At 63.2% G+C, this 12,593-nt stretch carries 10 protein-coding genes and 4 tRNA genes; 11 read left to right on the top strand and 3 right to left on the bottom strand.

The genetic code is table 11. The annotated features are described in order from the left end of the window. Positions 1 to 51 precede the first annotated feature (51 nt). The 3 genes from PH586_RS18550 (at position 52) to PH586_RS18540 (ending at position 3,119) form a co-directional block, all read left to right on the top strand. On the top strand, positions 52 to 768 hold the full coding sequence (locus PH586_RS18550; protein ID WP_271349275.1) for an AzlC family ABC transporter permease: 717 nt from the start codon (positions 52 to 54) through the stop codon (positions 766 to 768). Continuing rightward, the gene (locus PH586_RS18545) at positions 768 to 1,097 is read left to right on the top strand and encodes an AzlD domain-containing protein (protein WP_271349273.1); all 330 of its coding nucleotides are present in this window, start codon (positions 768 to 770) and stop codon (positions 1,095 to 1,097) included. Before PH586_RS18550 ends, PH586_RS18545 begins: the two co-directional genes overlap by 1 nt. Positions 1,098 to 1,241: 144 nt before the next feature. Then, positions 1,242 to 3,119 (top strand): MFS transporter, encoded by a 1,878-nt coding sequence (locus PH586_RS18540; protein WP_271349271.1) that lies wholly within the window; start codon positions 1,242 to 1,244, stop codon positions 3,117 to 3,119. A 10-nt stretch (positions 3,120 to 3,129) separates the two neighbouring features. Here the strand turns inward: PH586_RS18540 and PH586_RS18535 are convergent, their stop codons facing one another. After that, entirely contained in the window at positions 3,130 to 4,620 is a 1,491-nt protein-coding gene (locus PH586_RS18535) for an MDR family MFS transporter (RefSeq protein WP_271349371.1), read from the bottom strand. 49 nt (positions 4,621 to 4,669) lie between these two features. Further along, positions 4,670 to 5,719 (bottom strand): HlyD family secretion protein, encoded by a 1,050-nt coding sequence (locus PH586_RS18530; RefSeq protein ID WP_271349269.1) that lies wholly within the window; start codon positions 5,717 to 5,719, stop codon positions 4,670 to 4,672. Between the two features lie 106 nt (positions 5,720 to 5,825). Here PH586_RS18530 and PH586_RS18525 point away from each other — a divergent pair, with 106 nt between their 5' ends. From PH586_RS18525 to PH586_RS18490, 8 genes are all read left to right on the top strand, one after another. Then, positions 5,826 to 6,746 carry a LysR family transcriptional regulator gene (locus tag PH586_RS18525; RefSeq protein WP_271349268.1) on the top strand — a complete coding sequence of 307 codons (921 nt, stop codon included), beginning with the start codon at positions 5,826 to 5,828 and terminating at the stop codon, positions 6,744 to 6,746. Positions 6,747 to 6,778: 32 nt separating this feature from the next. After that, positions 6,779 to 8,260, top strand: coding sequence for a glutamate--tRNA ligase (gltX, locus tag PH586_RS18520; protein WP_271349266.1), 1,482 nt, complete (start codon positions 6,779 to 6,781; stop codon positions 8,258 to 8,260). A gap of 146 nt (positions 8,261 to 8,406) precedes the next feature. Next, positions 8,407 to 8,482 (top strand) — tRNA-Ala (locus PH586_RS18515). 65 nt (positions 8,483 to 8,547) lie between these two features. Then, positions 8,548 to 8,623: transfer RNA gene (locus tag PH586_RS18510), tRNA-Glu, on the top strand. A gap of 50 nt (positions 8,624 to 8,673) precedes the next feature. Further along, positions 8,674 to 8,749: transfer RNA gene (locus PH586_RS18505), tRNA-Ala, on the top strand. 50 nt (positions 8,750 to 8,799) lie between these two features. Continuing rightward, positions 8,800 to 8,875, top strand: a tRNA-Glu gene (locus PH586_RS18500). A gap of 171 nt (positions 8,876 to 9,046) precedes the next feature. Further along, positions 9,047 to 9,586 (top strand): TetR/AcrR family transcriptional regulator, encoded by a 540-nt coding sequence (locus PH586_RS18495; protein WP_271349264.1) that lies wholly within the window; start codon positions 9,047 to 9,049, stop codon positions 9,584 to 9,586. 11 nt (positions 9,587 to 9,597) lie between these two features. Then, a complete protein-coding gene (locus PH586_RS18490; protein WP_271349262.1) occupies positions 9,598 to 10,437 on the top strand; it encodes an alpha/beta fold hydrolase in 840 nt (279 codons plus the stop codon). Here the strand turns inward: PH586_RS18490 and PH586_RS18485 are convergent. After that, positions 10,407 to 12,266, bottom strand: coding sequence for a sensor domain-containing diguanylate cyclase (locus tag PH586_RS18485; RefSeq protein ID WP_271349260.1), 1,860 nt, complete (start codon positions 12,264 to 12,266; stop codon positions 10,407 to 10,409). The two genes, PH586_RS18490 and PH586_RS18485, sit on opposite strands and share 31 nt — an antisense overlap. Positions 12,267 to 12,593 lie beyond the last annotated feature (327 nt).

The following is a 12,593-nucleotide window of genomic DNA, read 5'->3' as shown; positions in this document are numbered from 1 at the left end:
TCAAGACTGTCCTAGAACTGCGGGCTAACCTAGGCAGCCCAAGGAGGATGTATGCCCCGTCGACACGAATTCGCCCAGGGTGCCCGCGACATGCTGCCGATGCTGCTCGGCGCCATGCCCTTCGGCATCATCTTCGGCAGCCTGGCCGTGGCCGCCGGCCTGAGCCCCTGGCAGACCCTCGGCATGTCGTTACTGGTGTTCGCCGGCTCGGCGCAGTTCATCGCCATCAGCCTGCTCGGCGCCGGTACCGGCCTGGCCGTGCTGCTGCTCACCACCCTGGTGGTCAACCTGCGCCACGCCCTGTATAGCGCCAGCCTGCAACCCTTTGTGCGCCATCTGCCCAAGCGCTGGCGTATGCCGCTGGCGTTCTGGCTGACCGACGAGGCCTACGCGGTGGTGCTCAATCGCTACAGCGACGCGGACGGTTCGCCGCACAAGCACTGGTATTTTCTCGGGGCGGCCCTGGCCATGTACCTGAACTGGCAGCTGTGCACCCTGGTCGGCGTGCTGTTCGGCCAGCGCGTGCCGAACCTCGCAGCCTGGGGCCTGGACTTCGCCATGCTGGCGACCTTTATCGGCATAGCCGTGCCCATGTTGCGCGCTCGTCCGCAGGTCGCGGCAGCATTGGTGGCCGGCGCGCTGGCGCTGGCTTGCCATGCCTGGCCTTACAAACTCGGGTTGCTGGCTGCGGCGTTCGGCGGCATAGTCGTCGGCGTGCTGCTGGAGCGGCGGCACGAAGCGGACGTGGATGTGGAGGAGCTGGCCTGATGGACAACTGGCTGTTGATCCTCGGCATGCTGGCGATCACCTTTTCGATCCGCTACAGCCTGTTCGCCTTTCCCGACCTGCGCTTCCCGCCGCTGGTGCGCCAGGGCCTGCATTTCGTGCCGACCGCGGTGCTCACCGCCATCGTGCTGCCAGGCATGCTGCTGCCGGATGGCCAGCACTGGGCGCTGCGCCTGGACAATGCCTACCTGTGGGCCGGGCTGGCGACTATCGCCATCGCCGCCATCAGCCGGCACCTGCTGGCGACCATCGGCGGTGGGCTGCTGGTGTTCTTCCTGTTGCGCTGGGCCTTGGGTCAGTTGCCGCTCTGAGACCGGATTTTTTGCCGAAAATCTGGCAAAAATCGTCTTTCCCTGTGGCTTTGCCAGGGCCTGTTGCAGTCCAATGCTGGACCGGCGCCGAGGCGCTCGCGGATTTCCCGGCCCTGCACGGCCCTCATGCCAGGTACATGGACGATGACCCAACACTCGCAATTCAGCCTGCTCGGTACCAGGCGCTTCCTGCCGTTTTTCCTCACCCAGTTGCTCGGCGCCTTCAACGACAACATCTTCAAGCAGTCGCTGATCCTCGCCATCCTCTACAAGCTCAGCTCCAGCGCGGACAGCAGTCTGCTGGTCAATCTCTGCGCGCTGCTGTTCATCCTGCCGTTCTTCCTGTTTTCCGCCCTCGGCGGGCAGTTCGGTGAGAAGTTCGCCAAGGACAGCCTGATCCGGGCGATCAAGTTCGCCGAGATCCTGATCATGCTGGCGGGTGCCGCCGGGGTGCTGCTGGGCAACCTGCCGCTGATGCTCGCCGTGCTGTTCTGCATGGGCACCCAGTCGGCGCTGTTCGGCCCGGTGAAGTATTCGATCCTGCCGCAGCACCTGCAGGAAGATGAGTTGGTCGGCGGCAACGCCCTGGTCGAGATGGGCACCTTCCTGGCCATTCTCGCCGGCACCATCGGCGCCGGCATCATGATGGCCAGCAGCGGCTACGCCAGCCTGGTCGCCGGTACCGTGGTCACGGTGGCAGTGCTGGGCTATCTGGCCAGTCGCGGCATCCCCCGCGCCCATGCGGCGCTGCCGGAGCTGACGCTGGACTGGAACATCTTCCGCCAGTCCTGGCGCATCATGCGCCTGGGCCTGGCCGAGCAACGCCCGTCGGTCTCGCGCTCGCTGGTCGGCAGCTCCTGGTTCTGGTTTCTCGGGGCGGTCTACCTGACCCAGATCCCGGCCTTTGCCAAGCAGTGGCTGTACGGCGACGAGAGCGTGGTGACCCTGATTCTCACCGTGTTCTCGCTGGGCATCGCGCTGGGCTCGATGCTCTGCGAGCGCATGAGCGGGCACAAGGTGGAAATCGGCCTGGTGCCCTTCGGCTCGATCGGCCTGACCCTGTTCGGCGTGCTGCTCTGGTGGCACTCGGGCGACTTCCCGCAGGGCATCGAGGCCCACGACTGGCTGGCGGTGCTGGGATACGGCCAGGCCTGGTGGGTCCTGTCCTCGATACTCGGCATCGGCCTGTTCGGCGGCCTCTACATAGTGCCGCTGTATGCGCTGATCCAGTCGCGCACCGCGGAGCACGAGCGGGCGCGGGTGATTGCCGCGAACAACATCCTCAATGCGCTGTTTATGGTGGTGTCGGCGATTGTCTCGATCCTCTTTCTCAGCGTCGCCGAGCTGTCGATTCCGCAGTTGTTCCTGGCGATAGCGCTGATGAATGTCGCGGTCAACAGCTACATCTTCAAGCTGGTCCCCGAGTTCAGCATGCGCTTCCTGATCTGGCTGCTCGGCCACTCGATGTACCGGGTCGAGCATCAGGGGCTGGACGCCATCCCCGAGGAAGGGCCGGCGGTGCTGGTGTGCAACCACGTGTCCTTCGTCGATGCCCTGCTGGTCGGCGGTGCGGTGCGCCGGCCGGTGCGTTTCGTCATGTATTACAAGATCTACAACCTGCCAGTGCTCAACTTCATCTTCCGCACCGCCGGCACCGTGCCGATTGCCGGGCGCAATGAAGATCTGCTGATCTACGACGCGGCGTTCAAGAAGATTGCCGAATACCTGCGTAACGGCGAGTTGGTGTGCATCTTCCCGGAGGGCAAGTTGACCGCTGATGGCCAGATCAACGAGTTCAAGAGCGGTATCGAGCGCATCCTCGCGGAAAACCCGGTGCCGGTGATTCCCATGGCGCTGCAAGGCCTGTGGGGCAGCGTCTTCAGTCGCGATCCGCACAAGCGCCTGTTCCGCCGTCTGTGGTCGCGGATCAAGTTGGTGGCCGGCGCGCCACTCGGCGCCGAACAGGCCGATCGGCAGCTGTTGCAGGCGCAGGTGGCGGCCTTGCGCGGCGCTGTGCGCTGAACCGCTTGGATCAATGCACCGCGCCACCGGTGGTGCCGGCGGGTAGGCGGCGGGTCAGCAGCACGGCCAGTATGCTGATGGCGAGGGCGATACCGATGCAGTGGAAGGCATCGTTGTAGGCCATGATCGCCGCCTGCTGATGGGTGATCTCGCTGAGTTTGGCCAGGGCCGCCTGCTCGCTGCCGAGTGTTTCGCTCAGCAGCGCCAGGCGCTCGGCGACCTGCGGGTTGCTCGGCACCAGGGCCTCGCGCAGGTAGTCGAAATAGACCTTGGCGCGGCTGTCGAGCAGGGTCGCGAGCAGGGCGATGCCGATGGCGCCGCCGAGGTTGCGCAGGATGTTGAACAGGCTCGAGGCCGAGCCGGCATCCTGTGGCAGCACGTAGGCGGTGGCGATCAGCGAGATGGTCACCATGACCAGCGGCTGGCCGAGGGCGCGGATGATCTGGATATGGTTGAACTGTTCGCCGGCGAAGTCCGGATTGAGCACCCCGGAGGCGAAGCTGGCGGCGCCGAACAGGCCGAAGCCCAGGGCACAGAGCATCTTCGGTGACACCACCTTCATCAGCAGTGGCACCAGGGGAATCAGAAACAACTGCGGAATGCCCATCCACATGATCACCTCGCCGATCTGCAGGGCGTTGTAGCCCTGGATCTGCGCCAGATACAGCGGCAGTACATAGATCGAACCGTACAGGCCCATGCCCAGGCCGACGCTGGAGATACTCGACAGGCCGAAGTTGCGCTCGCGCAGCACGCCGAGGTTGATCAGCGGATTGGGCCGCGATATTTGCAGGATGATGAACAGCACCAGGCTGATGGCTGCGATGCTGCCGAGCCCGGCGATCAGGTTGGATTCCAGCCAATCCTTGCGATGGCCTTCCTCGAGAAACACCTGCAGGCAACCCAGGCCCAGGCCGAGGGTGAGAATGCCGGCATAGTCGCTGGTTTTCAGCAGTTCCCAGTGCGGCGCTTTTTTTTCCAGGCCGTAGAGCAGCCCGGCGATCATCAGCAGGCCAGGCAGCACGTTGATATAGAAGATGTATTTCCAGCCGAAATTTTCCGTCAGCCAGCCGCCCAGGGTCGGGCCGATGGACGGGGCGAAAGTCGCTGTCAGGGCGAACAGTGCCATGCCTTTGGCACGATGGTGTTCGGGCAGTTTGATCAGGATCAGGGTGAACGCCAGGGGGATCAGCGCGCCGCCGGTAAAACCCTGCAGGGCGCGGAACACGATCATGCTCTCCAGGCTCCAGGCCATCGAGCAGAGCAGCGAGGCCGCCAGGAACCCCGTGGACACCCACACCGCCAGGCGTCGCGCAGAGAGGAGCTGGACCAGCCAGGCGGTCATCGGAATCATGATGATTTCGGCAACCAGGTAGGAAGTGGAGATCCACGAGCCTTCCTCCAGGGTGGCCGACAAGGCGCCCTGGATATCCTTGAGCGAGGAGTTGGTGATCTGGATGTCCAGCACCGCCATGAAGGCGCCGAGCAGGGCGCTCATCACCGCAATCCAGTCGCGCCGGCTGGGTTCGCCAGTCGGGCGAATCAGCGCATCAGCCGCCATGCTGTTGGTCGGCCTGGATGTCGACCTTGACCTCTACCGACATGCCCGGGCGAATCAGGCCCTGGAGCGGATTGTCCACGGCGAAGGTCAGTTTGATCGGGAAGCGTTGCACCACCTTGGTGAAATTGCCGGTGGCGTTGTCCGGTGGCAGCAGGCTGAACTGGGCGCCTGAGGCGGCGAACAGGCTGTCGACCCGGGCCTCGATGGGGGTGTCGGGGAAGCTGTCGAAGGTCAGTTCGGCGCTTTGTCCAGGGCGCATGCGGCCGATCTGGGTCTCCTTGAAATTGGCTTGGACCCAGATGTCCTGGTCGGGCACCAGTGACAGCAGGTAGGCGCCGGGCTGCACGACCTGGCCGTTGCGGGCGGCGCGCTGGCCGATAAAGCCGCTGATGGGGGCGTGGATCTCGGTGCGCGCGAGGTTAAGTTCAGCCTGGGCCAGGTCGGCGCGGGCGCTGGCGATCTGCGCGTCCAGGCGCTTGATCTCGGCGTCGAGGGTGTTGATTTGCTGGCGCTGGAGCTCAAGGTCCGCCTGCGCCTTGCTTACCTGTGAACGCGCTATGCGGCTGTCGGTGGCCAGGCTGGTCACCCGTTCTTCGGAGACATAGCCGGGTTTGCGCAGGGTCTGCGCACGGTTCAGGTCGATCTGGGTGCGGCTGAGGGTTGCTTGGCTGGCCGTTACGCCAGCCTGGCTGGCGGCAATCAGGCTGCCCTGCTGGCTCAGTTTGCTCTGGGCCTGTAGCCGTTCGGCCTCGCGGGTGGCGAGCACGGCCTGAGCGCGCTGCTGCGCCAGTTCGAAGTCGGCGCTTTCTAGTGTCAGTAACAACTCGCCCTGCTGCACATGCTGGTTGTCATCCACCAACACCTGCTCGATGCGTGCGCCAAGCTGGCTGGAGACACGGGTGATTTCACCCTGCACATAGGCGTTGTCGGTGCTTTCGAGGTAGCGCCCGACCAGCAGCCAGCGGGCGGAGAAGGCCGCAGTGATCAGGCCGAGTACGACCAGAAAGATAAGGAGTCGACGTTGCAGTTGGGCAGGCATGGCAGGCGCTCGAAGCTCGGGCAAAAGTATCAGCGAATCTAGCAGTGTTCCTTTCCTGGCTGTAGCCGTTAGACTTCGGAAACTTTGTTGCTTATGGGGAACAATCATGGGGCTGGATGATGCGCTGATCTTTACCCGGGTGGTCGAGTGCCACAGCTTCACCCTGGCGGCCCAGGGATTGGGCATGCAGAAGTCCACGGTCAGCCGGCGCATCGCCCTGCTCGAGGAGCGACTCGGTGTGCGCCTGCTCAATCGCACCACGCGCAAGTTGCGCCTGACCGAGGTCGGTCAAGCCTATTTCGAGCGTTGTCGACAGATCATGCTGGATTTCGCCGAAGCCGAGCAGGCGGTGATGCAGTTGCAGCAGGCGCCGTCCGGCCTGTTGCGGATCAGTGCGCCGATTGAGTTCGGTCAGCTATTTCTCGGTCGGGTGTTGGGCAACTTCATGCGTCAGTACCCGCAGATCAGCGCGGAAGTGGAACTGACCTCGCGGCCTGTGGACCCGGTGGAGGAGGGCGTGGATATCGTCATCCTGGTTGGCCAGCCGCAAGACTCGACGCTGGTGGCGCGCAAGCTATTCGAAACAGAGCGGGTACTGTGCGCCAGTCCAGATTATCTCGTCGACCATGGCACGCCGCTCACGGTGCTGGAGCTAGTCGATCATCGGGCTATCCTGCTGCCACACGACTCGTCGCGTTACTGGCCGTTGCTGGCTGAGAGTATTCCCTGCCAGCGTGTACTGTTAAGCAACAACATCACCTTTGCCCGCGAGGCGGTGCTGGCTGGTGCCGGCATTGCCGCGCTGCCGAGCATGATCTGTCAGGAGGCGCTTCAGGCTGGCCGCCTGGTGCAGTTGTTGCCGGCTGCTCGGCTGCCCGTCGGTGAACTCTATGCGGTCTATCCTTCCAGACGGTTCCAGGCGATGAAGGTGAAAACCTTTCTCGATTTCCTGATGGCGTGCTTGCCGGTCGGACATGGCCTGCGGCTGGAGCCAGCAGCGGCAGGCCTGTTAATATCGGCGCCTTAATCGATTTCCGCTTCAACTCTTCGAGACTCTCCATGACCACCGTCCGCACCCGTATCGCGCCATCGCCCACCGGCGATCCGCATGTAGGCACTGCCTATATCGCCTTGTTCAACCTGTGCTTTGCCCGTCAGCACGGTGGCGAGTTCATTTTGCGTATCGAGGACACCGATCAGGTGCGTTCGACCCGCGAGTCGGAGCAGCAGATTTATGATGCCCTGCGCTGGCTCGGTATCGAATGGAGCGAAGGCCCGGATGTCGGCGGCCCGCACGGCCCGTATCGGCAGAGCGAGCGTGGGCCTATCTACCAGAAGTACAGCGCCGAGCTGGTGGACAAGGGACATGCCTTCCACTGTTTCTGCAGCGCCGAGCGCCTGGACAAGGTGCGCGCCGAGCAGATGGAAGCCAAGCAGACGCCGCGTTACGACGGTCACTGCATGCACTTGCCGGCTGCTGAAGTGCAGCAGCGCCTGGCGGCTGGCGAGCCCAACGTGGTGCGCATGAAGGTGCCGACCGAGGGCGTCTGCGTGGTCCCGGATATGTTGCGCGGCGAGGTCGAAATCCCTTGGGATCGCATGGACATGCAGGTGCTGATGAAGACCGATGGCCTGCCAACCTACTTCCTGGCCAACGTGGTCGACGACCACCTGATGGGGATCACCCATGTATTGCGCGGTGAAGAGTGGTTGCCGTCGGCGCCCAAGCTGATCCTGCTTTACGAGTACTTCGGCTGGGAACAGCCGCAGCTGTGCTACATGCCGCTGCTGCGCAATCCGGACAAGAGCAAGCTGTCCAAGCGCAAGAACCCGACCTCCATCACCTTCTACGAGCGCATGGGCTACCTGCCGCAGGCGATGCTCAACTACCTGGGGCGCATGGGCTGGTCGATGCCCGACGAGCGCGAGAAGTTCAGCCTCGCCGAGATGATCGAGCACTTCGATATCCAGCGGGTGTCCCTGGGCGGGCCGATCTTCGACCTGGAGAAGCTGTCCTGGCTCAACGGCCAGTGGATGCGTGAACTGAGCGTCGAGGAGTTTGCCGCTGGCGCGCAGCAGTGGGCATTCAACGCGGACTACATGATGAAGATCGCCCCGCACGTACAAGGGCGGGTCGAGACCTTCAGTCAGATTGCGCCGCTGGCCAGTTTCTTCTTCGCCGGTGGCGTCAATCCCGACGCCAAGCTGTTCGAGCACAAGAAGCTGTCGCCAGACCAGGTGCGTCAGGTCATGCAGTTGATCCTGTGGAAGCTGGAGGCGCTGCGTCAGTGGGAGAAGGACAAGATTACCGCTTGCATCCAGGCGGTGGTCGAGCATCTGCAGTTGAAGCTACGTGACGCCATGCCGCTGATGTTCGCCGCGATAACCGGTCAGGCCAGCTCGGTATCGGTACTCGATGCGATGGAAATTATCGGCCCGGACCTCACCCGTTTCCGCCTGCGTCAGGCTATCGAGTTGCTCGGTGGGGTGTCGAAGAAGGAAAACAAAGAGTGGGAAAAGCTGCTGGCGTCCATCGTCTAAGCCGCCTGTTATCCCGCTCGGCCCCCCATGTTGTCGATTGGGATAGGGTAAGTGGTTGTTCTGTCAGCATAAAGAAAGCAGCTATTGATAAAAATTTTGTTGACAGTAGAGGGGCGCGCTCTTAACATGCGCCCCGTCCTTGAGATGGGGCTATAGCTCAGCTGGGAGAGCGCTTGCATGGCATGCAAGAGGTCGACGGTTCGATCCCGTCTAGCTCCACCAATCTCAAAGCCGAAAGGCTTGCCACAGTCAGCTCTCGAGTTGGCTGAGTTTTGAAGGGTATTTGCGTCCCCTTCGTCTAGTGGCCTAGGACACCGCCCTTTCACGGCGGTAACAGGGGTTCGAGTCCCCTAGGGGACGCCACTTTTAAAAAGCAACTCCATTGGGGTTGTGAGCCGAGAGGCGATAAATCTGGGGGTATAGCTCAGCTGGGAGAGCGCTTGCATGGCATGCAAGAGGTCAACGGTTCGATCCCGTTTATCTCCACCAATTTCCACGACGAGGCCAGCGTAAAGCTGGCCTTGTTCTTCGAAGGTTACGTCCCCTTCGTCTAGTGGCCTAGGACACCGCCCTTTCACGGCGGTAACAGGGGTTCGAGTCCCCTAGGGGACGCCATTTTTGCCCGCTCTGCGGGACTTTTAAGGGTCATTCTTTGCGGAATGGCCCTTTTGTTTTTTTGCCTTCGGCATTCCTTTCGCTCATTCAGCCCGACCAGCGGTACGGTTTTCTGCTTGCTTAAATTTATTACGAGCATAATATTTCAATCGTAATATTTTGGAGGCGAGTATGAACGACAAGAAAGCCCAAACCCGTGAACGCATTCTTTCTGCAGCCAGTGCTGCATTGGTGCAGCGCGGCCCCGCCGAACCGAGTGTCGGCGAGGTGATGGGCGCCGCCGGGCTGACCGTGGGCGGTTTCTATGCGCACTTTGCGAGCAAGGATGCGCTGATGCTGGAAGCGTTCAGGCAGCTGCTCGGTCAGCGCCGCGAGTTGATCAAGCAGGTGGAGAGTGATCTGCCGGCCGACGAGCGCCGGGCGCTGATCGCGGCGTTCTACTTGTCACGCAAGCACCGCGATGCCACCGAGCAGGCCTGCCCGCTACCGAGTTCGCTGGGCGAGCTGACGCGGCTACCCGAGGGCTTTCGGGCGGCCCTGGCCGAGCATCTGGAGTTGATGGTGGCGCAGTTGTCGGCAAGCCCCGAGGACGCTCCCCGCGTGCTTGCCGATATCGCCTTGATGGTGGGGGGGTTGGCGCTGGCGCGGGCGCTGGGTCCCGGCGACTTGTCTGACCGCGTTCTGCATGCCGCCAAGACGGCGATCGTTTGAGGAGAAGGGCGATGAGCAATTTGAGCTGGGTTCGTGGGATCAATGCCACCATTGGTTGGGTGGCGCCGCAGGCAGTGGCAAACCAGATGCGTCGTCAGTTCATGACGCCGCGCGAGTTGCCGCCTCGGGATTGGGAGTTGCCGCTGCTGGCTCAGGCCGAGCGCATCACCCTGCGTTTCGGTCTTTCGGCATTGCGCTGGGGTAGCGGGCCGACGGTATTGCTGATGCATGGTTGGGAAGGCCGGCCGACCCAGTTCGCCGAGCTGATCAAGGCGCTGGTGCAGGCCGGTTATGCCGTGGTCGCCCTGGATGCCCCGGCGCACGGGCGCTCGCCGGGGCATGAGGCCAATGTGGTGGTGTTCGCCCGTGCCCTGCTCGAGGCCGCCAGCGAGTTGCCGCCACTGCAGGCAGTTATCGGTCACTCGATGGGCGGCGCCAGCGCCTTGCTGGCAACCCAGATGGGCTTGCGTGCCGAGGCCGTGGTCAGCATTGCGGCGCCGAGCCGTATTCTCACCATGCTGCGGCTTTTCGCCCGCTATATGGGCTTGCCTGCCCAGGCGCGGGCGCATTTCGTCCGCCTGGTTGAGGAAAAGGCTGGCATGCCAGCCGGGCATCTCGATGTGGCGCGCTACCAGCTGGATTTCCCGGGTCTGATCGTGCACGCCGCAGATGACCCGGTTGTGCCCTATAGCGAGGCGCAGGCGATCCATGAGGCCTGGTTCGACAGCCGGCTGTTGCGTCTCGAGCAGGGCGGGCACCAGCGCGTCTTGTCTGACCCGCAGCTGGTGCAGGCGGTCATGCAGCTATTGGCGGCGCAGCGTCAGGCCTCGTCAAGCGAGCTGGCCTCGTAGCTTTCCACGCGATTGCGGCCGGCCGCCTTGGCGCGATAGAGCGCCTGGTCGGCCTGCTGTAGCAGCTGTTCGCTATCCGCACTGTCGGGCAGCCCGGCGCACACCCCGATGCTGATGGTCAGGCCGATGGTCTGGTCTTGATAGGGGCAGGGGTGGCGGGCCAGATCGGCACGCAACTGTTCCGCCAGGTCATGGGCGCCGGTCTGATCGGTATCGTTCAGCACGGCGACGAACTCTTCGCCGCCGAAGCGGGCGAGCAGGTCGCCGGCGCGCAAGCGTTGCTGCAGGCGTTGGGCGGCGTGGCGCAGGCAGGCATCGCCGGCCAGATGGCCATAGTGGTCATTGACCTGCTTGAAGTGGTCAAGGTCCATCATCAGGATGGCCATGGGACGCCGGCTGCGCACGGCCTGGGCCAGGCTGCGATGCAGTTCTTCGTTGAGGGTCTGGCGGTTGAACAGGCCGGTCAGGCTGTCCCGGCGGTTCTGCTCGGACAGTTGCTGGTGGGCGCCGGACAATGCCTTCAGGGCTTGCTCCAGTTCCGCTGTGCGCTCCTTGACGCGGATCTCCAGGCCCTCGTTGAGCTGGCGTTGCAGGCCCAGGCTCCTGGCTTGCTCCACGCTCAGCTGTTGCTCCTGAGCGAGCAGCTGCTTCTGGGCCAGCTGTTGGGCTTTCTGCGCCTGGCGGATGCGTGCTGCCAGGGCGATGGAGAACACCACCAGCTCGATCAGTCCGCCGATCTGTTGTGCGTGCAGGGTCAGCAGCGAATTGGCGATCAAGCCAGTGCCGCTGAGGATGCTGAACAGGCTGGCACTGATCAGCACGAACCAGCCGATGGCGAACAGGCGGGCGGGTTTATAGCCCTCGCGCCAGCGCAGCAGGGTAAACAGGCAGGCGAGTGCGGCGCAGGCGATGACCAGGGCGAAACCGCCGAACAGGGCTATCTGGTAGGGCGCGAACAAGGACAGGCCGATGACCAGTCCAGTGCAGCCCAGCAGCACGCGGACGACCTGTGTGTAGCGTGGCGAAGCATGTCGGAGGTCGAGCACGCCATGGGTGAACAGGATGCCGAACAGGGTGGCCACTGCCGAGCTGAGCGGAAAGCTCAGCTGGTGCCAGGCAAGCGATTGCGGCCATAGCCACTGCAGGGCGAAGCCGAGCTGGATGAACTGGTAGCCGCCGAAGCTGGCGACGAACAGGCTGTACCAGAGGTAGTCACGGTCACGGGTGATGAAGAAGATCGACAGGTTGTAGACGAACATTGCCGCCAGCGCCCCGAAGAACAGGCCCTGCAGGAGCAGCATGCGTTGTTCATGACGGTCGAAGGCTGCGCTGGTCATCAGGCTGGCGCTGAGGTTGGCCGAGCCTTGGGTCTGCATGCGCAGGATCAGCTCGCGGCTTTCCCCAGCGGACAGGCTTAGCGGTAGCAGCAGTTGCCGGTGTTCGATCCAGCGCGCGGCAAATGGGCGCTGATCGCCGGCGCGGTAGACCTGCTCGCCATCCAGGCCATAGGCGTCCAGATAGTCCAGCAGCGGGTTAGCGATCAGCAGTACCCAGTCCATGCTGCGCGGTTCGGGGTTATGCAGTTGCAGGCGCAGCCAGTAGGCGTTACCGCTATAGCCGAAGCTGGCATCGCGGCGGGCAACCGGCTGCCAGGCCGAGTCGGGCAGGCGGCGTACATCCTCTATACCTGCCTGCTTCTGCGGATCTTGCCAGACCTGCATGAAAGGTCCCGGGAGCACGACCTGTTCCGCGGCGGCCAGGGTCAGGACACCCGCCTGGCTCAGGGTGGGCAGGAGCAACAACAGCAACAGGCGTAAGGCTGCAATCAAAGTGCACGGCTCTCGGGTCAGTGAACGCGGCGCAGGTCGATATCCACATGGCCTGCGGGGCCATAGCCTAGTGGCTTCGGCCGATTAACCAAAATACTTTAGGTGTTTGGTGGCGCGCAGGCCGTGGATTCGTTCATTCGGGCGGGGAACTGGCGTGTGCGGCATGGAGTTGCTGCGACTTTAGCGCCTAGAATGAGGCGCTGGCCAACCTGGCAGTCCATCATTTGAAGATTCAGGAGCAAGCCCATGAGCCCGATGGCGAAGATCAATCAAGCGCTGCCCATGTGGGGCTGGCTGGCGCCTTTGACCGTGCTTGCGCGCGCACTG

It is taken from the genome of Pseudomonas aestuarii, from assembly GCF_027988105.1.
GTDB lineage: Bacteria > Pseudomonadota > Gammaproteobacteria > Pseudomonadales > Pseudomonadaceae > Aquipseudomonas > Aquipseudomonas aestuarii.
Note: the sequence above shows the minus strand (reverse complement) of the source record. Positions and strands in the feature narration are given on the sequence as shown.

What these genes read in the sequence shown, in the direction of transcription:
- PH586_RS18540 (WP_271349271.1), top strand. Translation starts at nt 1,242, where the DNA reads ATGACCCAACACTCGCAATTCAGCCTGCTCGGTACCAGGCGCTTCCTG.
- PH586_RS18495 (WP_271349264.1), top strand. Translation starts at nt 9,047, where the DNA reads ATGAACGACAAGAAAGCCCAAACCCGTGAACGCATTCTTTCTGCAGCC.
- PH586_RS18550 (WP_271349275.1), top strand. Translation starts at nt 52, where the DNA reads ATGCCCCGTCGACACGAATTCGCCCAGGGTGCCCGCGACATGCTGCCG.
- PH586_RS18545 (WP_271349273.1), top strand. Translation starts at nt 768, where the DNA reads ATGGACAACTGGCTGTTGATCCTCGGCATGCTGGCGATCACCTTTTCG.
- gltX (WP_271349266.1), top strand. Translation starts at nt 6,779, where the DNA reads ATGACCACCGTCCGCACCCGTATCGCGCCATCGCCCACCGGCGATCCG.
- PH586_RS18530 (WP_271349269.1), bottom strand. Translation starts at nt 5,719, where the DNA reads ATGCCTGCCCAACTGCAACGTCGACTCCTTATCTTTCTGGTCGTACTC.
- PH586_RS18525 (WP_271349268.1), top strand. Translation starts at nt 5,826, where the DNA reads ATGGGGCTGGATGATGCGCTGATCTTTACCCGGGTGGTCGAGTGCCAC.
- PH586_RS18490 (WP_271349262.1), top strand. Translation starts at nt 9,598, where the DNA reads ATGAGCAATTTGAGCTGGGTTCGTGGGATCAATGCCACCATTGGTTGG.